At 68.7% G+C, this 20,378-nt stretch carries 17 protein-coding genes; 6 read left to right on the top strand and 11 right to left on the bottom strand.

Going from position 1 to position 20,378, the window contains the following annotated elements; translation table 11 throughout:
- Positions 1 to 51 precede the first annotated feature (51 nt).
- From tal to pgl, 5 genes are all read left to right on the top strand, one after another.
- On the top strand, positions 52 to 1,173 hold the full coding sequence (gene tal, locus ACYVKI_RS04250) for a transaldolase (protein ID WP_460689081.1): 1,122 nt from the start codon (positions 52 to 54) through the stop codon (positions 1,171 to 1,173).
- Between the two features lie 241 nt (positions 1,174 to 1,414).
- The gene (locus ACYVKI_RS04245) at positions 1,415 to 3,055 is read left to right on the top strand and encodes a glucose-6-phosphate isomerase (RefSeq protein ID WP_460689080.1); all 1,641 of its coding nucleotides are present in this window, start codon (positions 1,415 to 1,417) and stop codon (positions 3,053 to 3,055) included.
- Positions 3,056 to 3,106: 51 nt separating this feature from the next.
- Positions 3,107 to 4,705: a glucose-6-phosphate dehydrogenase gene (gene zwf / locus ACYVKI_RS04240; protein ID WP_460689079.1), complete on the top strand. Its 1,599-nt coding sequence runs from the start codon at positions 3,107 to 3,109 to the stop codon at positions 4,703 to 4,705.
- A 24-nt stretch (positions 4,706 to 4,729) separates the two neighbouring features.
- Complete coding sequence (locus ACYVKI_RS04235) at positions 4,730 to 5,674, top strand: glucose-6-phosphate dehydrogenase assembly protein OpcA (RefSeq protein ID WP_460689078.1); 945 nt, start codon at positions 4,730 to 4,732, stop codon at positions 5,672 to 5,674.
- Between the two features lie 41 nt (positions 5,675 to 5,715).
- A complete protein-coding gene (gene pgl / locus ACYVKI_RS04230; RefSeq protein ID WP_460689077.1) occupies positions 5,716 to 6,525 on the top strand; it encodes a 6-phosphogluconolactonase in 810 nt (269 codons plus the stop codon).
- Positions 6,526 to 6,625: 100 nt separating this feature from the next.
- Here pgl and secG read toward each other — a convergent pair whose 3' ends face one another.
- The 4 genes from secG to gap all read right to left on the bottom strand — a co-directional run bounded on the left by secG (position 6,626) and on the right by gap (position 10,198).
- Positions 6,626 to 6,877 (bottom strand): preprotein translocase subunit SecG, encoded by a 252-nt coding sequence (gene secG, locus ACYVKI_RS04225; protein WP_460689076.1) that lies wholly within the window; start codon positions 6,875 to 6,877, stop codon positions 6,626 to 6,628.
- A 55-nt stretch (positions 6,878 to 6,932) separates the two neighbouring features.
- Positions 6,933 to 7,757: a triose-phosphate isomerase gene (tpiA, locus tag ACYVKI_RS04220; protein ID WP_460689075.1), complete on the bottom strand. Its 825-nt coding sequence runs from the start codon at positions 7,755 to 7,757 to the stop codon at positions 6,933 to 6,935.
- Positions 7,758 to 7,838: 81 nt separating this feature from the next.
- Positions 7,839 to 9,065: a phosphoglycerate kinase gene (locus tag ACYVKI_RS04215; RefSeq protein ID WP_460689074.1), complete on the bottom strand. Its 1,227-nt coding sequence runs from the start codon at positions 9,063 to 9,065 to the stop codon at positions 7,839 to 7,841.
- 125 nt (positions 9,066 to 9,190) lie between these two features.
- Positions 9,191 to 10,198: a type I glyceraldehyde-3-phosphate dehydrogenase gene (gene gap / locus ACYVKI_RS04210; protein WP_460689073.1), complete on the bottom strand. Its 1,008-nt coding sequence runs from the start codon at positions 10,196 to 10,198 to the stop codon at positions 9,191 to 9,193.
- A 232-nt stretch (positions 10,199 to 10,430) separates the two neighbouring features.
- On the opposite strand from gap, the gene ACYVKI_RS04205 reads away from it, so the two are divergent.
- On the top strand, positions 10,431 to 10,553 hold the full coding sequence (locus ACYVKI_RS04205) for a hypothetical protein (protein WP_460689072.1): 123 nt from the start codon (positions 10,431 to 10,433) through the stop codon (positions 10,551 to 10,553).
- Here the strand turns inward: ACYVKI_RS04205 and ACYVKI_RS04200 are convergent.
- The 7 genes from ACYVKI_RS04200 to uvrA form a co-directional block, all read right to left on the bottom strand.
- Entirely contained in the window at positions 10,543 to 11,166 is a 624-nt protein-coding gene (locus tag ACYVKI_RS04200) for a superoxide dismutase (RefSeq protein WP_460689071.1), read from the bottom strand. The two genes, ACYVKI_RS04205 and ACYVKI_RS04200, sit on opposite strands and share 11 nt — an antisense overlap.
- 213 nt (positions 11,167 to 11,379) lie before the next feature.
- On the bottom strand, positions 11,380 to 12,360 hold the full coding sequence (gene whiA, locus ACYVKI_RS04195; RefSeq protein ID WP_460689070.1) for a DNA-binding protein WhiA: 981 nt from the start codon (positions 12,358 to 12,360) through the stop codon (positions 11,380 to 11,382).
- Between the two features lie 138 nt (positions 12,361 to 12,498).
- A complete protein-coding gene (locus ACYVKI_RS04190; protein WP_460689069.1) occupies positions 12,499 to 13,563 on the bottom strand; it encodes a gluconeogenesis factor YvcK family protein in 1,065 nt (354 codons plus the stop codon).
- 2 nt (positions 13,564 to 13,565) lie between these two features.
- Positions 13,566 to 14,459, bottom strand: coding sequence for an RNase adapter RapZ (gene rapZ, locus ACYVKI_RS04185; RefSeq protein WP_460689068.1), 894 nt, complete (start codon positions 14,457 to 14,459; stop codon positions 13,566 to 13,568).
- Positions 14,460 to 14,549: 90 nt separating this feature from the next.
- Positions 14,550 to 16,499 carry an excinuclease ABC subunit UvrC gene (uvrC, locus tag ACYVKI_RS04180; protein ID WP_460689067.1) on the bottom strand — a complete coding sequence of 650 codons (1,950 nt, stop codon included), beginning with the start codon at positions 16,497 to 16,499 and terminating at the stop codon, positions 14,550 to 14,552.
- Positions 16,492 to 17,181 carry a lysophospholipid acyltransferase family protein gene (locus ACYVKI_RS04175; protein WP_460689397.1) on the bottom strand — a complete coding sequence of 230 codons (690 nt, stop codon included), beginning with the start codon at positions 17,179 to 17,181 and terminating at the stop codon, positions 16,492 to 16,494. The genes uvrC and ACYVKI_RS04175 overlap by 8 nt, the downstream gene beginning before the upstream one ends.
- Positions 17,182 to 17,326: 145 nt before the next feature.
- Positions 17,327 to 20,203 (bottom strand): excinuclease ABC subunit UvrA, encoded by a 2,877-nt coding sequence (uvrA, locus tag ACYVKI_RS04170; protein ID WP_460689396.1) that lies wholly within the window; start codon positions 20,201 to 20,203, stop codon positions 17,327 to 17,329.
- Positions 20,204 to 20,378: the final 175 nt, after the last annotated feature.

Below are 20,378 nucleotides of genomic sequence, written 5' to 3'. Positions count from 1 at the left end.
GACCCCAGGGCGGCGCCGCCGCCCGCTGACCTGTCACCAGGAGACATTCCCATGACGAACCCGAACACCCAGGCGCTCTCCGAGCAGGGCGTCTCCATCTGGCTGGACGACCTCTCCCGTGAGCGGCTCGACTCCGGCTCGCTGGCCAAGCTCATCTCCAGCCATCACGTCGTCGGCGTGACCACCAACCCGACGATCTTCGAGAACGCCCTGGCCAAGGGCGAGGCCTACGAGAAGCAGCTCAGCGAGCTGGCCGCCGCAGGCGCCGACGCCGAGAAGGCCGTCTTCGAGATCACCACCTCCGACGTGCGTCAGGCCTGCGACGTCTTCGCCGGTGTGTACGAGCGCACCGACGGCGTCGACGGCCGTGTGTCCATCGAGGTGGACCCGCGCCTGGCCCGCGACGCCGAGGGCACCATCGCCCAGGCCAAGCAGCTCTGGGAGGCGGTGGGTCGCGAGAACGTGATGATCAAGATTCCCGCCACCGTGGAGGGCATCGAGGCCATCGCCGCCGTCCTGGGCGAGGGGATCAGCGTCAACGTGACCCTGGTCTTCTCCCTGGAGCGGTACCGCGCGGTCATCAACGCCTTCATGCTCGGCCTGGAGAAGGCCCACGCAGACGGCAAGGACATCTCCACGATCCACTCGGTGGCGTCCTTCTTCGTCTCCCGCGTCGACGCCGAGGTGGACAAGCGCCTGGAGCTGGCCGCCGAGGAGGGCAAGCCGGGCACTGAGAAGCTGCGCAGCACCGCCGCGCTGGCCAACGCCCGCCTCGCCCACCAGATCGCCGGCGAGTCCTTCAGCTCCGAGCGCTGGCAGTTGCTGGCCGAGCGGGGCGGACGCCCGCAGCGGCTGCTGCTGGCCTCCACCGGCACCAAGGATCCGAACCTCTCGGACACGCTCTACGTCACCGAGCTGGTCGCCTCCGGTGTGGTCAACACGATGCCGGAGAAGACGATGATGGCCCTGGCCGACCACGGCGTGGTCGAGGGCGACACGATGACCGACACCTATGTCGAATCCAACCGTGTCCTCGACGGCATCGCGGCCGCCGGCATCAGCTACCGCGACGTCGTCGAGGCCCTCGAGACCGAGGGCCTCGACAAGTTCGAGCAGTCCTGGGAAGGTCTGCTCAGCACCATCGACGCCGGGCTGCGCCGCGTCGTCGCCTGAGGACCCCAGGGTCGGTCAGCGGCCGATGAGCCGCTGACCGACCCTGCGCCCTGCCGGGCGGCGCCAGAAGTCCCGACGTCGCCCGGCAGGGACCGGACGCTCCCCGGAGCGGCCCCACTGACCAGCACCACCCCGCTCCATCCCCAGCCTCTGAGGTCCGTCCGGCTCCCTGCGACCCTGCGGACCTCGCATCCGTCGCGACAGCCTGCCTCGACAGCTCAGCTTCGAAAGGACGCACACCATGAGTTCGCTCTCCCTCTCCCTGCGCGGCGCCGCCCGCGACGCCGTGGACGCCCAGGTCCCTGGCCTGATCGACCACGAGTTCGCCAGTCGCCTGGCCGCCCAGGACCACACGCTCTGGGGCGCCGCCGCCGAGGGTGAGGCCTCGAAGCGGCTGGGCTGGGTCTCGCTGTTCGAGGACTCCCGGCAGTTGCTGCCCCGCATCGCCGAGCTCCGCCGGGCCCTGGCCGCCGACGGCGTGGACCGCGTGGTGCTCGCCGGCATGGGCGGGTCCTCGCTCGCCCCCGAGGTCATCTGCGCCACCGACGGCGTCGAGCTGACGGTGCTGGACTCCACCGACCCGCAGCACGTGGCCGCCGTGGTCGGCACCGCCGTCGAGCGCACCGTCCTGGTGGTCTCCTCCAAGTCCGGCTCCACCGTGGAGACCGACTCCCAGCGCCGGATCGTCTCCGCCGCCTTCGCCGCAGCCGGCATCGACGCCGCCTCGCGCACCGTGGTCGTCACCGACCCGGGCTCCCCGCTCGCCGAGTCCGCCGCCGCCGACGGCGTCCGCGCGGTCTTCGAGGCCGACCCCACCGTCGGCGGCCGCTACTCGGCCCTGACCGCCTTCGGGCTGGTGCCCTCCGGGCTGGCCGGCGCCGACGTCGAGCGCCTGCTCGACGACGCGGAGGACGCGGCCAGCGTGCTGGCCGGCGACGACGCCGCGAACCCGGGCCTGCAGCTCGGCTCGGCCCTCGGCGGCACCCGGCCGCTGCGCAACAAGCTGGTCATCACCGACGCCGGATCCCCGCTGGTCGGGCTGGGGGCCTGGATCGAGCAGCTGATCGCCGAGTCCACCGGCAAAGAAGGCACCGGGGTGCTCCCGGTCATCGTCGCTGACGGGGAGCCCGAGCTGACTCAGGAGCTCGACGACGTCCTCGTCGCGCAGATCATCGATCCGGACGCCGAGGAGGGGGCCTCCGTGGACGGTGACCTCGCCGACACGGTGGTGACTCCGCACGTGGTCCGGACCGGCGGAAGCCTGGGGGCCCAGTTCGTCCTCTGGGAAGTCGCCACCGCCGTGGCCGGCTCTCTGCTGGGCATCAACCCCTTCGACCAGCCCGATGTGGAGTCGGCGAAGACGGCCGCCCGCGGACTGCTGGACTCCCCCGCCCCGGAGACCGGCGAGGCCGTCGTCGACGGTGCCGTGGAGATCCGTGCCGCCGGGGGCGCCGAGGCGAGCGGAGATCTGAGTTCCGCACTCCAGGCGTTGCTGGAGAAGGTCCCCGCTGACGGCTATCTGGCGGTCATGGCATACCTGGACCGGACGACCGAGACGCAGTTGGAGGAGGTGCGTCCACAGCTGGCGGCCCTGACGAACCGCCCGGTCACCTTCGGCTGGGGACCGCGGTTCCTGCACTCCACCGGGCAGTTCCACAAGGGAGGGCCCCATGTGGGCGCCTTCCTGCAGATCACCGCCGAGGCTGCCGAGGACCTGGAGGTCCCACAGCGGCCCTTCACCTTGCAGAAGCTCATCAGCGCCCAGGCGGCAGGTGACGCGCAGGTGCTCGCCGGTCATGGCATGCCGGTGCTGCAGCTGCACCTGACCGACCGTGTGACCGGGTTGCAGCAGGTCCTCGACGCCGTCGATGCCCTGGCCTGAGCCTCGGGCACGGCACCTTGTCCTGACCAGGAGAGACACAGAGAGATCCGTATGAATCCGACTCTTCGGAGCACCCAGCGCAGCAGCCGAGCTCCGCGCGGAGGCAACCCGCTGCGCGACGTCCGTGATCGACGGCTGAACCGCATCGCCGGGCCCAGTGCCATGGTGATGTTCGGCGTCACCGGCGATCTGGCCCGCAAGAAGCTGCTGCCGGCGATCTATGACCTCGCGAATCGAGGCCTGCTGCCGCCCAGCTTCTCGTTGATCGGCTTCGGTCGCCGGGACTGGACCCACGAGCAGTTCGCGGAGGAGGTCCTCGGCCATGTGAAGGCCTCGGCGCGCACCAGCTTCGACCAGCGCGTGTGGGACCAGCTCTCCGCCGGGCTGCGCTTCATCCCCGCGGCCGGCTTCGACGACGACGACGCCTACGCCCGTCTGGGCGAGACGCTCCGGGAGGTCGAGGCCTCCCGCGGCACCCGCGGGAACCACGCCTTCTACCTCTCGATCCCGCCAAACTCCTTCGAGATCGTCTGCGAGAAGCTCTCCTCGCACGGACTGGCCTCCCGGGAGGAGGAGACGGCCGCCCGCAACGGCCGCTCCGCCCCCTGGAGCCGCGTGGTCATCGAGAAGCCCTTCGGCCACGATCTGGCCTCGGCCCGCGAACTGAACCGGGTCGTGGAGCAGGTCTTCCCCTCAGACTCGGTCTTCCGCATCGACCACTACCTGGGCAAGGAGACGGTGCAGAACCTGCTGGCGCTGCGCTTCGCCAACCAGCTGTTCGAGCCGCTGTGGAACGCCCAGCACGTCGACCATGTGCAGATCACGATGGCGGAGGACATCGGCATCGGCGGTCGCGCCAGCTACTACGACGGCGTCGGCGCCGCCCGCGACGTGATCCAGAACCACCTGCTGCAGCTGCTGGCGCTGACGGCCATGGAGGAGCCGATCTCCTTCGACGCGAAGGATCTCCGTGCGGAGAAGGAGAAGGTCCTGGCCGCGGTCACCCTTCCTGAGGATCTCGGCGCGGCCTCCGCCCGTGGTCAGTACACCTCCGGCTGGCAGGGCGGCGAGGAGGTCGTCGGCTTCCTGGACGAAGAGGGATTCAACCCCGCCTCGAAGACCGAGACCTTCGCAGCGCTGAAGCTGGACATCAACACCCGCCGCTGGGCGGGGGTTCCCTTCTACCTGCGGGCCGGCAAACGCCTGGGGCGCAGGGTCACCGAGATCGCGGTGATCTTCAAGCGCGCCCCCAATCTGCTGTTCCTGGACCATGACGACCACGAGTTCGGCCAGAACGCCGTGGTCATCCGGGTCCAGCCGGACGAGGGAGCGACGATCCGCTTCGCCTCCAAGGTCCCCGGCACCCAGATGGAGGTCCGTGACGTCACGATGGACTTCGGCTACGGGCACGCCTTCACCGAGGACAGCCCGGAGGCCTATGAGCGGCTCATCCTGGATGTGCTGCTCGGCGAGCCCCCGTTGTTCCCTCGGCACGAGGAGGTGGAGCTCTCCTGGAAGATCCTCGACCCGTTCGAGGAGCACTGGGCCTCCTTGGACGAGCAGCCGGAGCCCTATGCTCCGGGCAGCTGGGGGCCCGCGTCGGCCCAGGAGCTACTGGCCCGCGACGGACGCACCTGGCGCCGGCCATAGGCGCGCGAGACGAGGAGAACACCTGTGATCGTTGACATTCCGGACACCACGACTTCGAAAGTCTCCAAACAGCTGAACCAGATGCGCGAGGCCGGCGGCGTCGTCGCGCTGACCCGTGTGCTGACGCTGGTGATCCTGGCCTCCGAGGAGAACGCGGAGCCCGCCATCGCCGCGGCGAACCTGGCATCGCGGGAGCACCCGTGTCGGATCATCGTGCTCGCCGCAGGCGATCCTGACGGTCCCACCCGTCTGGACGCCCAGGTCCGCGTCGGAGGCGACGCCGGCGCCTCGGAGGTGATCGTGCTGCGCGCCTCGGGCGAGCTCTCCGAACAGAACGAGGCCATGGTCGCCGCGCTGCTGCTGCCCGACGCACCGATCGTCGCCTGGTGGGCCGATGAGATTCCTGCTGACCTCAGCCGCACCCCGATCGGACGCATCGCGCATCGGCGCATCACCGACAGCGCGCAGGCGGCCCGTCCCCTGGAGGCGCTGCACACGCTCTCCGGCACCTACCATGACGGCGACTCGGATCTGGCCTGGACCCGCATCACCGGATGGCGGATCCAGCTGGCCAGCATCCTCGACACGATGAATCCCGCCGACATCACCGGCGCCACCGTGGAGTCCGCTCCCGAGCTGCCCAGCTCCGCACTCCTGGCCGCCTGGCTGCAGCTGGCCCTGCAGGTGCCGGTCACCCTCACCCGGCACACGGTGGCCGGCGGGCTCAGTGCCGTGCGGCTGCACACCGACGCGGGCGACGTCGTGCTGTCCCGGCCCGAGGGCGAGATCGCCTCACTGCACCTGCAGGACGCTCCCGTGCAGCAGGTGCCGCTGCCACGGCGCACTCTGGAGGACTGCCTGGCCGAGGAGATGCGGCGTCTCGACGCCGACGAGGTCTTCGGCGAGGTCCTCACCTGCGGACTTCACCAGACCGACCTCACCGCCTGCGTGGAGCAGTCCGCTCTCTGAACGCTTCACGCCGCTGTCCCACATCCCCAGGAGGCCTTGCCATGACCGTCCCGTCCCGCCCGACGCTCGCCGAGCCCCGCACTGAGCTGTTCGACGACAAGGAGGCGCTGTGCCGGACCGTGGCCCGCAAGCTGATCGAGGTGCTGCATCACAGTGTGCAGCGCGACGGCGCGGCCCATGTGGCGCTCACCGGCGGCGGAGCCGGCATCGGCACGCTGGCCGCGGCGGCGGAGCTGTTCCGCGCCGGCGAGGCTGAGCACCTGGACCTGGCCGCCGTGCACTTCTGGTGGGGCGATGAGCGCCTGGTGTCGGCCGGCGATCCCGCGCGCAATGCCCAGCAGGCTGACGAGGCGCTGCTCGATCTGCTGGTCGCCGACCATGGCCTCCCGGGGGGGAACATCCACCGCATGCCCGCCACCGGGCAGGCCAGCACTCCGGAGGCCGGGGCGCAGCGATACGCCGAGCAGTTGGCCGCCCATGCCCCGGACGGAGGGCACCGCGGCCTGCCGCTGCCTCGTTTCACCGTGATCCTGCTCGGGGTGGGGCCCGACGGACACGTCGCCAGCCTCTTCCCGGGGAAGGCCTCACTGGAGGCCGTCGGCCGCACCACCGTCGGGGAGGAGGACTCCCCCAAGCCTCCGCCGCCCCGCGTCTCCCTGACCTTCGAGGCGATCCACTCCGCGGACCGTGTCTGGTTGGTCGTCTCCGGACAGGACAAGGCCGACGCCGTGCATCTGGCCGCCCAGGACGCCACCACCGTGACGGCGGTCCCTGCCAAGAACGCCCGCGGCACTCAAGAGACCGTCTGGCATGTGGACCAGGCCGCCGCGGCACAACCGCAGCAGACCTGAGGCCTGCTGTCCACGCCGAAAGGCCCGCGACCCGCCCTGTCAGGGGCGGGTCGCGGGCCTTTCGGCGTGGACAGCGCGGGGCGTTGGCCCCCGGGGTGCCTCAGATGTCCACGTTGACTTGGATGAGCAGGCCCAGCGCGACGACGATCAGCCCCCACATGACGCCGAGGGCGATGGTGAGCCGATTGAGGTTGCGCTCCGCGACGCCGGACGAACCCAGCGAGGAGGTCACGCCGCCGCCGAACATGTCGGACATTCCTCCACCACGACCCTTGTGGAGCAGGATCAGCAGGATCAGCAGCACGCTGATGACGGCCAGGAGGACCTGGAGGGCGATGGTCAGTGCAGACACAGCGGCCTTTCGTGGACGGTTGGTGTTTCAGCAGCTACCAGGATAACCCGACTGGTCAGCCGGCGTGGCCTGTGTCGACATGCTTCTCGAAAGAGACGATGTTCGCGAACTCCTCAGCCTCCAGGCTCGCCCCGCCGACCAGGGCGCCGTCGACGTCCTCGCCGGCCAGGATGGAGGCCACGTTCTTCGCCTTCACCGAACCTCCGTAGAGGACGCGCACGCCGTCGGCGAACTCCGCCGAGTGACGTTCGGCCAGGTGAGCACGGATCGCTGCGGCCATCTCCTGCGCGTCCTCAGGCCCGGCGACCTCACCGGTGCCGATGGCCCAGACCGGCTCGTAGGCGACGACCAGCTCACTGAGCTCCCCAGCGGTGAGTCCCTCCAGGGCACCGTCAAGCTGGGCCAGTGTGGAGGAGACATGCTCGCCGGCCTGCCGGATCTCGAGCCCCTCCCCCACACAGAGCACCGGAGCCAATTCGTGCCGCAGCGCCGCACGGATCTTGCGGTTGAGCAGCGCGTCGGACTCCCCGTGGACCTCCCGCCGCTCCGAATGGCCGATCAGCACCTGGGAGCAGCCCAAGCGGTTCAGGAACTGTCCGGAGATGTCGCCGGTGTAGGCACCGGAGTCGTGCTCGGAGAGGTCCTGGGCCCCGTACTCCAGGGAGAGCTTGTCACCGGCGACCAGCGTCTGGACGCCACGCAGGTCGGTGAACGGGGGGAAGACCGAGACCTGTACCCGGTCGTAGTCATGTCCGGCGTCGTCGAGGGTCCAGGCGAGCTTCTGGACCAGGGCGATGCCCTGCATGTGGTCCATGTTCATCTTCCAGTTGCCGGCGATCAGCGGGCGGCGGATGAACTGTCCGTCCTTCTGTGCAGTCATGAGTGAGGTGGTCCTTCCAGCAGTGGTCGGTCGCAGAGTCTGCGCGGCGGCGGGCGAGGCACCGCCCAGGTCATCGGGGTTTCAGGAGTTCAGGGCGTCGATGCCGGGGAGACTCTTGCCCTCCAGGTACTCGAGGCTGGCGCCCCCTCCGGTGGAGATGTGGCCGAATCCGGACTCCTCGAAGCCCAGGCTGCGCACGGCCGCGGCGGAGTCACCTCCTCCGACCACGGTGAACGCCTGCGTCTCGGTCAGGGCGCGCGCCACCGTGGTGGTGCCGGCCGCGAAGGCCGGCATCTCGAAGACACCCATCGGACCGTTCCAGAAGACGGTGTTGGAATCCCCGATCTCCCGGGCGAACACCTCAGCGGTCTGCGGGCCGATGTCCAGCCCGAGCGCCTCGGCACCGTGCGCGCCGGATTCTAGCTTCTCGACCGGCAGCACCTCGTGCTCGGCGTCGGCGGCGAAGGCTGAGGCCATCACGATGTCGGTGGGCAGCACGAGGCGGCAGCCGTGCCGTTCGGCCTCGGCGAGGAAGCCGCGCACGGTGTCCAGCTTGTCGTCCTCCACCAGAGAGTTGCCGATCCCGTGCCCCTGGGCCTTCAGGAAGGTGAAGACCATCCCTCCGCCGATGAGCAGCGTGTCCGCCCGGGACATGAGGTTCTCGATGACGGCCAGCTTGTCAGAGACCTTGGATCCGCCCAGCACCACCGTGTAGGGCCGCTGGGGCGACTCGGTGAGCCGCTCCAGGACCACGAGCTCGTCACGGACCAGGTCTCCCTGGTAGGCGGGAAGCTCAGCGGTGATGTCGGCGACCGAGGCATGCCGACGGTGCACCGCCCCGAAGGCGTCATTGACATAGGCTCCGGAGGAGCCGGTCAGTGCCGCGAGCTCCGCAGCGAGCCCGGCGCGCTCCGTGTCGTCCTTGGCCGTCTCCCGGGGGTCGAAGCGGACGTTCTCGAGCAGCAGGATCTCCCCGTCGGGAAGGTCGGCGGAGGCCTGCTTCGCCGAGGGGCCGACCAGGTCGGCGGCCCGATGCACCGGAACCTGGCTCAGCTCAGCCATCCGGGCGGCGACCGGCGCCAGGGAGAACTGGGGGTCGACCTGGCCCTTCGGGCGGCCGAGATGCGCGGTGACCAGCACCTTCGCACCAGCCTGGGCGAGCTTCTCCAGCACCGGCAGGGAGGCGCGGATGCGGCCGTCGTCGGTGACGGTCTCGCCGTCGAGGGGGACATTGAGGTCCGAACGGACCAGGACACGACGTCCGGCGACGCCGTCGGCCAGCAGGGTGTCCAGAGTGGAGGCATTCATGGGGTCAGAGTACCAATCGGTCGAAGGGGCAGGACGTGCAAGACCCCGCCGGCCCGGTCCGCGCGGGCGGTCGGGCAGGCGGGGTCTTGCTCATCGGATCACCGGCTGCAGGGGCGAGGGCCCGCTCAGAGCTTGGAACCGACGTGCACAGCCATCTGCGCCAGGCGCGAGCTGTAGCCGTACTCGTTGTCGTACCAGGAGAAGACCTTCACCGTGTGTCCGATGACCTTCGTCAGCGGGGCGTCGAAGATCGACGAGTGCGCGTCGCCGACGATGTCGGAGGAGACGATCGGGTCCTCGTTGTAGGCGAGGATGCCGGCCAGCTCGCCTTCGGCGGCCTTCTTGAAGGCGGCGTTGACGTCGTCGGGGGTCACACCGTCCTTCTCCACGGTCACGGTGAGATCAGTCCCGGATCCGGTGATCACGGGAACCCGGACGGCGTAGCCGTCGAGCTTGCCGTCCACCTCGGGCAGGACTGCGCCGATCGCTGCGGCCGCCCCGGTGGAGGTCGGGACCATGTTCACACCGGCCGCGCGGGCCCGGCGGGCATCGCCGTGCGGCGCATCATGCAGACGCTGGTCACCGGTGTAGGCGTGCACCGTGGTCATCAGTCCCTCCACGATGCCGAACTCGTCGTTCAGGACCTTCACCAGCGGCGCCAGGCAGTTGGTGGTGCAGGAGGCGTTGGAGACCACCGTGTGCTTCTCGGCGTCGAAGGTGTCCTCGTTGATGCCCATCACCAGCGTGGCGTCCACGCCCTTGGCCGGAGCGGAGACGATGACCTTCTTGGCACCGGCCTCGATGTGCTTGCCGGCAGTCTCCTGGGTGGTGAAGAAGCCGGTGCACTCCAGCACGACGTCGACGTCCAGCTCGCCCCACGGCAGGTTGGCCGGGTCGCGGTCCGAGAGCAGACGGATCCGCCGGTCGCCGACGACGAGGTGGTCGCCGTCGAGGGAGACCTCCTGGGGGAAGCGGCCCAGGACCGAGTCGTACTTGGTCAGGTTGACCAGCTGGCCCGGCTCGGTGAGGTCATTGATCGCCACGAGCTCCAGGTCATGCCCCTGGTCCTCGATCACCCGCAGCACATTGCGGCCGATGCGTCCAAAGCCGTTGATCGCGATCTTCGTCGCCATAGGTTCCCTTCCTTGACTTCTCCGTCCACCGGGTCGGCGGACCGATGAGGTGCGCGTGGTGCGTGCGGCAGCGTCATCCGGCGAACACGGTCATCCGGCGAACACGGTCATCCGGCGAACACCGCCTGAAACGGTCCGAGAAACGCGTTGGGGATCAGCGGCGCGGGCTTCCAGCCTGCACCACTGACCCCCAACAACATCGTTGTTCTCAGGTTGTCTGTAGAACGCACTCTTGAATTATCAGCTCATATTCTCGCATACCGCGGAGCATCGTGGGGATGCTTCTCGGCATGAGTCCACCATGTGGAACATCGAGCAGCGCCGGGAGGAGCCCCGGGGCGGCATCACGGAGTGACGAGCGTGGCCGCTCCGGAACGAGCCGCGTCGAGCCTCCGGGCCACGTCCTCCCAGTTCACGATGTTCCAGAAGGCCTTCACGTAGTCCGGCTTGACGTTCTGGTAGTCGAGATAGAAGGCGTGCTCCCACATGTCCAGCATCAGCAGCGGGGTGGTCGCCACCGGCACGCCGTTCTGCTGGTCGTAGAACTGCTCGATCACCAGGTTGCCGCCGATCGGCTCGAAGGCCAGGATGGCCCAGCCGGAGCCCTGGATCGTCAGCGCGGCCTGAGTGAACTGCTCCCGGAACTGCTCGAAGGAGCCGAAGAACTCGTCGATGGCGGCGGCGAGCTCACCCTCGGGCCGCTCCTGACCCTCCGGGGAGAGGTTCTTCCAGAAGATCGAGTGGTTGGTGTGGCCGCCCAGGTTGAACTGCAGGTCCTTCAGCAGCTTCGGCGTGGTGGCGTAGTCGCCGTTCTCCCGCGCCTCGGCGAGCTTCTCCAGCGCCGTGTTCGCCCCCTTGACGTAGGTGGCGTGATGCTTGGAGTGGTGCAGCTCCATGATGCGCGCAGAGATGTGCGGTTCCAGGGCCGCGTAGTCGTAGTCGAGCTCAGGAAGCGTGTACTCAGCCATGCGGTACTCCTTGCAACGGGGATTCATCGGGCCGGGGCCGTCGAGCCCCGCTCGCTGTCAATCCTATGACTCAGCCCCACATCACATAAGGGGTTACCGACTATGACAGCCGATGTTCACCATGGGAGGAAAACTACCCGTGAAACCGATATTTAGTCATTCCTAAAAACTGGTCCCCGGCGGGGCCACCCAGGTCATGACCGCTTCGCAGCCTCAATTCTCCAGCATGTCCGAGGTGACATTGGAGTCGGTGCCGGGCACGTCCAGCTCCTGCGCCCGCTTGTCCGCCATGGCCAGCAGCCGCCGGATGCGTCCAGCGATGGCGTCCTTGGTCATCGGCGGCTCAGCCATCCGCCCCAGCTCGTCCAGTGAGGCCTGTTTGTTCTGCAGGCGGAGCTCCCCGGCATACCGCAGATGCTCGGGCACCTCGTCGCCGAGGATCTCCAGGGCCCGTTCCACCCGTGCTCCGGCGGCGACGGCGGCCTGGGCGGACCGGCGCAGGTTCGCGTCGTCGAAGTTCGCCAGCCTGTTGGCCGTGGCGCGCACCTCCTTACGCATCCGCCGCTCCTCCCACACCAGCAGTGCCTGGTGGGCCCCCATCCGGGTGAGCAGCTGAGCGATGGAGTCCCCATCACGAATGACCACGCGGTCCACGGACCGGACTTCACGCGCCTTGGCCGCGATGCCCAACCGTCGCGCGGCACCCACGAGCGCCAGGGCCGCCTCCGGTCCGGGGCAGGTCACCTCCAGGGAGGAGGAGCGGCCCGGCTCAGTGAGCGAGCCATGGGCCAGGAACGCTCCGCGCCAGACGGCGACGGCGTCGGCGACAGAGCCGTTGACGATGACCGAGGGCAGTCCCCGAACCGGTCGCCCCCTCGCGTCGAGCAGGCCGGTCTGGCGCGCCAGGGCCTCACCTTCGCGCACCACGCGCACCACGTAGCGGCTGCCCTTCTTCAAGCCGTTGCCGGAGACGACGATGATCTCGCTGGAGTGGCCGTAGACCTCGGAGACCGCGGCTCGCAGGCGCCGGGCCGTCGCCGCATGGTCGAGCTCGGCCTCGATGACGATCCGTCCCGAGATGATGTGCAGTCCCCCGGCGAAGCGCAGCATGGCCGAGACCTCGGCCTTGCGTTCGGAGGATGTGGAGACCTCCTGGCGTGAGAGTTCTTCCTTGACCGACTCGGTCAGCGCCATATGAACGATCCTCCGGTGGGTTCTGTCGCGGTCAGCTCGGCAACGGGCTTCGACATGGTACTGGAATCAGCTGGACGTGACGTCGAGGATGTGATCCGGACGACGTCCGGTGGGCACCCTTCCGGCCGGGAAGGGGACTCAGCCGCCGAACACCTCGTCGAAGGCGATGGCCAGACGCAACGGATCATGGACCTGAAGATCCTCCTCCTGATGCACCCGGTGATAGCTGACCCGGGCACCCAGCCGCGCCGCCGCCTCCTCGAAGGCGGCGCGCTCGTCGTCCCGGACGGAGGCCGGGTCCGCGATGATCCGATCCACACGCAGCTCCGGGGCATGATCGGTCAGGACGCTGAGGTGGTCCGCCGGCGTCATGCCCACGGTCTCATCCGTGTCTGCCGAGAGATTCATCACGATACACCTCTTGGCCTCGGTCTCACACAGCGCGGTGCGCAGACCGTCCAGCAGCAGGTGCGGCAGCACCGAGGTGTACCAGGATCCGGGTCCGAAGACCACCCAGTCGGAGAGCTCGATCGCCGTGACCGCCTCGCTGCAGGCCTGGGCCTGCTCCGGATGGATGCGCACGTCGGTCAGCCGGCCCAGCCGTCCCGCCCGCGCCAGCTCCACCTGCGAGGACATGCGGATCGGTTCCGGACGCCGGCCTGCCGCGGACGCCGGACGATGGACCAGCCCGGACATCGTCAGCGGCTCACGAGACATCGGCAACACCTGCCCCCGCGCACCGAGCAGCGCTCCGGCCCAGCGGAGACCGTCCACCGGGTCTCCGATCAGCTCCCACAGGGCCACGATCAGCAGATTCCCCATCGCGTGATCATCGAGGGTGCCGGAGACCCCGTCCCGGGACCGGAAACGATGCTGCATGACCTGCGCCCACGTCCTCCCCCACTCGGTGTCGTCGCAGAGGGCGGCCAGGGCCATGCGCAGGTCACCGGGCGGCAGGACGTCCATGTCCTGCCGGATGCGGCCCGAGGAGCCCCCGTCGTCTGCCACGGTGACCACCGCCGTCAGGTGCTCTGCCGCAATGATCCGCAGTGCGGCCAGGGTGGCGGAGAGCCCATGGCCGCCGCCGAGCGCCGTGACGCGGAAGGAGCGGCGACGTGCCGGATGCGGGTTCCGCGATTCCGCTGATGACGGGACGAGCGGTACGGGCCCGGTCGGCTGCGGGGCGGGGTACGGCTGCCCCATCGTCACTCCCGACCCAGGTCCCGATGCACTGTGTTCACCGTGACGTTGGGAACCTGGTCCAGTCGGCGGGCCAGCTCCTCCGAGATGGCCACGGAACGGTGCTTGCCTCCGGTGCAGCCCACCGCCAAGGTCGCATAGTGCTTGTTCTCCCGCCGATATCCCTCCAGAACCGGCTTGAGGGCCTCCACATAGCGGTCCACGAACTCGCCGGCGCCTTCATCGACGAGCACGTACTCCCGGACCGGCTCATCGAGTCCGGTGAGGGGCCGCAGCTCCGGGACCCAGTGGGGGTTCGGGACGAACCGGACGTCAGCGATGAAGTTGGCGTCCGCGGGGACCCCGTACTTGAAGCCGAAGCTCATCACGTTCAGCCGCAGCTGGATGGGTCCGTCCTCGGCGAAGATCTCCGTGATCTCCCGGGCCAAGCCGTGGACGTTCAGGTCCGTGGTGTCGACGACGACCTCGGCACCGGCCTTGACCTCTTTGAGCACGTCCCGTTCGGCGACGATGCCGTCGAGGATGCGCCCCGATCCCTGCAGCGGATGCGGCCGACGGGCCTGCTCGAAGCGACGCACAAGCAGCTCGTCGGACGCGTCCAGGAAAAGCATCCGGTACGTGATCCCGGCGGTGCGGACCTGACCGAGTGCGTCGAGCATGTCGGAGAACGGCCCCCGGGAGCGGACGTCGATGACCACGGCGAGCTTCTCCACGGAGCCGGGGTTCCGCGCGATGAGATCCATCATGGTCCCGATCAGCTCAGCAGGGAGGCCCTCCACCACGTACCACCCCAAGTCCTCGAGCGCATGGGCAGCTGTGGTGCGTCCGGCGCCGGACATCCCCGTGACGATCAGCAGCTCATTCTCAGGGGGCTTCACCGGGGTCAGTCCATCGCTCATACACGGAAGCCTACGTCCCCTGCGCCAGGCTCAACAATCTCTCCAGGTCTCCCGTCGTCCAGGGCCCTGACCGGAGCGCTGAGCAGGGACTCATTCCTCACCGGTGAGATGCTCGCGGATCCTCCGGGCAGTGGTCTCCCCGACTCCGGGAACCTCGGCGATCTCCTCGACGCTGGCCTGCCGCAGCGTCGCCACGGAGCCGAAGTGCTCCACCACGGCCCGGCGGCGGGCAGGGCCGAGACCCGGGACGTCATCGAGCACGGAGGCGGTCATCTGCTGCGACCGCTTGCTGCGGTGATAGGCGATCGCGAAGCGGTGGGCCTCGTCACGGATGCGCTGAAGCATGTAGAGGGCCTGGGAGGAACGCGGCAGCACCAGGGGGAACTCGTCATCAGGCAGCCAGATCTCCTCGAGGCGCTTCGCCAGACCGATGACCGGCAGATCGGTGATCCCCAGCGCATCCAGCGCATCCCGGGCCGCGGCCACCTGCGGCTGGCCGCCGTCGACGACGACCAGGCTGGGCGGGTAGGCGAAACGCCCGTCCTCACGGTCCGTCGCGGTGTCCGTCAGCGGCTCGGCGTCCGCGGCCTGGGCGGCCTGAGGACCGGCCGGCTGCTCCCCCAGGGTCTCACGATGCATCTGCTCCTCGAGATGGCGGGTGAACCGCCGGGTGATCACATCATGCATCGCGCGGGTGTCGTCCCGGGCCGCCTCTCCGCGCAGCGAGAAGCGCCGATAGTCCTTCTTCTTGGGCAGACCGTCCTCGAGCACGACCATCGAGGCCACCACGTGGGTGCCGGAGGTGTGGGAGATGTCGAAGCATTCCACCCGAAGCAGCGGCTCCGGTGCGCCCAGCGCCTCCTGCAGCTCGCGCAGCGCCTGCGATCGCGTGGTGAGGTCGGAGGACCGCCGCGCTTTATGCAGGGCCAAGGCCTGTTCGGCGTTCTCCCGGACAGTGCCCAACAGCGCCGCCTTGTCTCCTCGCTGAGGCACGCGCAGGTCGACCACCGCGCCGCGACGCTGCCGCAGCCAGGCACCGACCTGCTCGGCGTCCTCGGGCAGGGCCGGCACCAGCACCTCGCGCGGAATGCGTTCGGCATCCTCGATCGGCCCATAGACCTGCAGCAGCAGCTGCTCCACCAGTCCGGCGGAATCGGTCTCCTCCACCTTCTCCACGACCCAGCCGCGCTGACCACGGATGCGCCCCTGACGGATGTGGAACACCTGGACCGCGGCCTCGAGCTCATCCTCGGCGAAGGCGAAGATGTCCGCGTCAGTGTCTTCGGCCAGGACCACCGCGTTGCGCTCGAAGACCCGGCGCAGCGCCTCCAGGTCATCGCGATGCCGGGCGGCGTCCTCATAGCGCAGCTCGGCGACGGCCGCCGTCATCTGCTCCTCGATGCGCCGCATATGCGGCCCCGGGCGACCGGCCATCACCTCGCAGAACTCCTCCGCCAGCCGACGATGGTCCTCCGGGCTGATCCGCCCGACACAGGGAGCGGAGCACTTGTCGATGTACCCCAGCAGGCACGGACGCCCCGCGGCCTCGGCCCGCCGGAACACGCCGGCGGAGCAGCTGCGCACCGGGAAGACCCGGAGCATGGTGTCCACGGTCTCCCGGATGGCTTTGGCGGGGTGGAACGGCCCGAAGTACTTCACCCCGGGCCGTCGATCACCGCGCATGACCTGCACCCGGGGGAACTTCTCGTTCATCGTGACAGCCAGGTACGGGTAGGACTTGTCGTCCCGGTACATGATGTTGAAGCGTGGGGTGTGCTGCTTGATCCAGGTGTACTCGAGCTGGATGGCCTCGAGCTCCGAGCCGACGACGGTCCACTCGACCTGCGCTGCCGTGTGCACCATGGTGTAGGTCTTCGCGGGCAGCCCGGCCGGGCTCGCGAAATAGGAGTTCAGCCGCGACCTGAGGTTCTTGGCCTTCCCCACATAGACGACTCGACCGTGCGGATCGATGAACCGGTAGACGCCGGGCGAAGTGGGGATCTCTCCCGGCCGAGGCCGGTAGGAGGCGGGATCAGCCATCGTCGCCGACGCCGCTCCTGTCGACCGGTGGACTGTTGTAGGCGTCCACGCGCTCCTGACCGGTGAGCTCCCCGATGGCGTCCATGACCCGGGCAGTCGCCTCACGGCGTGCCGGCAACGCATGGCGTTCACCCACGTGGTCGAAGTACAGAGGCTCACCCACGTGCATCTCGAACTTCGCCGAACGCACGCGGTTCGAGTCCGGGGCCTGGAGGTTCTCGGTCCCGCGGAGTCCCACCGGCACGACGGGGGTGCCGGTGGCCAGGGCCAGCCAGCCCACGCCGTTCTTGCCGCGGTAGAGGCGCCCGTCGCGGCTCCGCGTCCCCTCGGGGTAGATGCCGACGCCGTGACCGGAGGAGGCGATGTCCCCAAGCTGGTGCAGGGCCTCCACGCTGGCAGACTTCTTCTGCCGCTCCACCGGCACCGATCCCACCGACTCGAAGAAGATCTTCATGGCCCGCCCCTTGAGGCCGGACTGGGTGAAGTACTCGGCCTTGGCGAAGAAGCTCACCGGCCGCGGAAAGATCGCCTGGATGAGCACCGAGTCGAGGAAGGAGAGGTGGTTGCTGGCCACCACGAAGCCACCCTCGTCGGGCACGTTGTCCAGGCCGGTGATCGTGGGCCGACAGGTCATCTTCACATAGGCCGCGAACGCCTTGCGGATCGCATCGTGGGTGACCACGCGCTTCTGAGCAGGCGCGGTGGGGTCTGTGCTCACGTGCTGATCCTTCGTGTCGCCGGGCGCAGAGCGCCGTCCGTGCTGGGCCGCAGTTCAGTCTACCCGGTGAGCGGCCCGTCACAGCCAGTGCGACAGCCCGCCCCGCAGGTCACAGCACCGTACGGAGGAACGCCCCAGTGTGGGAGCCGGCCTCCTCGGCCCGCTCAGCGACCTGCTCCGGCGTCCCTTCGGCGACGACCCGTCCGCCTCCGGTGCCCCCTTCGGGCCCGAGATCGATGATCCAGTCGGCCGACTTGATCACGTCGAGGTTGTGCTCGATGGTGACCACCGTGTTGCCCTTCTCCACCAGGCTCTGCAGGACCCCCAGGAGCTTGCGGATGTCTTCGAAGTGCAGCCCGGTGGTGGGCTCGTCGAGGACATAGATGCTGCGTCCCTTGGAGCGCTTCTGCAGCTCGGAGGCGAGCTTGACCCGCTGGGCCTCTCCGCCGGAGAGCGTGGTGGCCGCCTGGCCGAGACGCACGTACCCCAAGCCCACATCCACCAGGGTGTTCAGGTGGCGGGCGATCGGCGCGAAGGCGGAGAAGAACTCCGCGGCCTCCTCGATCGGCATGGCCAGGACCTCGGCGATGTTCCGACCCTTGTAGTGGACCTCCAGGGTCTCCCGGTTGTACCGGGCGCCATGGCAGACCTCGCAGGGGACGTAGACGTCAGGGAGGAAGTTCATCTCGATCTTCAGCGTCCCGTCCCCCGAGCATGACTCGCAGCGACCGCCCTTGATGTTGAAGGAGAATCGGCCGGGCTGGTAACCGCGTGTCTTGGCCTCCTGGGTCTCGGCGAACAGCCGTCGGATGTGATCGAAGACGCCCGTGTAGGTGGCGGGATTCGACCGTGGGGTGCGCCCGATCGGGCTCTGGTCGACATGGATGACCTTGTCGAGGTGGTCGATGCCGTCGATGCGCCGATGACGGCCGGGCACCTGCCGAGCATTGTTGAGACGGTTGGCCAGAGACTTGTACAGGATCTCGTTGATCAGGGTGGACTTGCCCGAGCCCGAGACCCCGGTGACGGCCAGGAAGACACCCAGCGGGATGTCGACGCTGACGTCGACCAGGTTGTTCTCGTAGGCCTCCACGACACGCAGCATCCGCTGGGAGTCGACCGGGCGCCGACCCTCCGGCACCGCGATCACCCGGCGCCGGGCGAGGTAGTCCCCGGTGATGGAGTCCTCATTGGCCGTCAGCCCCTCCACGGAGCCGGAGTGGACGATGCGCCCGCCCCGCTCCCCTGCTCCGGGGCCGATGTCGACCACCCAGTCGGCTGCGGCGATCGTGTCTTCGTCATGCTCGACGACGATGAGCGTGTTGCCCAGATCACGCAGCCGGGTCAGCGTGCCGATGAGCCGGGTGTTGTCCCGCTGGTGCAGGCCGATGGAGGGCTCGTCGAGCACATACAGCACACCCACGAGTCCGGAGCCGATCTGCGTGGCCAGCCGGATGCGCTGGGCTTCCCCGCCGGAGAGCGTGCCGGCGGCGCGCTCCAGGTTCAGGTAGCCCAAGCCGACGTCGAGCAGGAAGTTCAGCCGGGCGAGGATCTCCTTGAGGACCTGTTCAGCGATCGTGGCGTCCCGGGCGGAGAGGCTCAGCGTGGAGAAGAACTCGACGATCTCGTCCAGCGGCCGGCGGGAGACCTCCGCGATGGAGCGACCTTCGATGAGCACGGAGAGCGAGGCGGGGTTCAGCCGCTGCCCGTCGCAGTCCGGGCAGGGGATCTGGCGCATATACTGCTCATAGTGGTCCCGGGCGTTGTCGGACTCGGTCTCCTCATACTTGCGATGGAGATACGACAGGACCCCTTCGAATCCCGTGGAGTACTTCCGTTCACGCCCGAAGCGATTGCGGTACTGGACGACCACCTTGTGATGGCGCCCGTGGAGCAGCGCCTTGCGTGCCTTCTTCGGCAGATCGCGCCACGGCGTGGTCAGCGAGAAGTCCAGGTCCTCGGCCAGGGCTCGGATCAGACGCATCCAATACTCGCTGGAGGCCTTGCCGCGGTTCCACGGAGCGATGGCCCCGTCCTGCAGGGACAGGGTGTCATCAGGGATGACCAGCTCCTCATCCACCTCCAGGCGGGAACCGATGCCGGAACAGGTCTGGCAGGCGCCGAAGGGCGAGTTGAACGAGAAGGAGCGCGGCTCGATCTCATCGATCGCCAGGGGATGCTCGTTGGGGCAGGCCAGATTCTCCGAGAAGCTGCGGTGCTTCGGGCCGGTGAGTCCGTCCGGGACGCGGTCGGGGTTCTCGGCGCTGCCGTCGTCGGCGAGGTCGACGAGATCGACCACGACCCGTCCCTCGGCCAGGCGCAGCGCGGTCTCGATGGAGTCGGTGAGCCGCTGGCGCATGCCCTCGCGGATGACGAGGCGGTCGATCACGACATCGATGTGGTGCTTGATCTGCTTCTCCAGCACCGGCGGGTCATTGAGCTGGGCCGGCTCACCGTCGACGGTGGCCCGCGCGAACCCCTGCCCCGCGAGCTCCCGGAAGAGGTCCTTGAACTCCCCCTTGCGACCGCGCACCACCGGCGCCAGAACCTGGAACCGGGCCCTCTTCGGCAGGTCCAGGATCTGGTCCACGATCTGCTGCGGCGTCTGCCGGTCGATCTTCTCGCCGCAGACCGGACAGTGGGGCACCCCGATGCGGGCCCAGAGGAGCCGGAGGTAGTCATGGATCTCGGTGACCGTGCCCACTGTGGACCGAGGGTTCCGCGAGGTGGACTTCTGATCGATGGAGACGGCCGGGGACAACCCTTCGATGAAGTCGACGTCGGGCTTGTCGACCCGCCCCAAGAACATGCGCGCATAGGCCGAGAGCGACTCGACGTACCGGCGCTGGCCCTCGGCGAAGATGGTGTCGAACGCCAGCGAGGACTTCCCGGAGCCGGAGAGGCCGGTGAAGACGATGAAGGCGTTGCGGGGCAGCTCCACGCCGACGTCGTGGAGGTTGTGCTCTCTGGCGCCCTGGACCACGATCCGATCCGCCTCGGCACGCCCGACGACGCCGTTGGCACCAGCTCCCCGGCGCTGACCAGGGCGGTCCTCGTCACCCTCAGACTGGATCACTGGACCGCCGACCTCGACAACTCGCTCAGACACGCGCACCAGTGTATGCCCGCGACGCCGATCGAACAAACATTCGACACACCGC

The organism is Nesterenkonia suensis (assembly GCF_054782935.1).
This window is presented reverse-complemented; position numbering and strand designations above follow the sequence as displayed.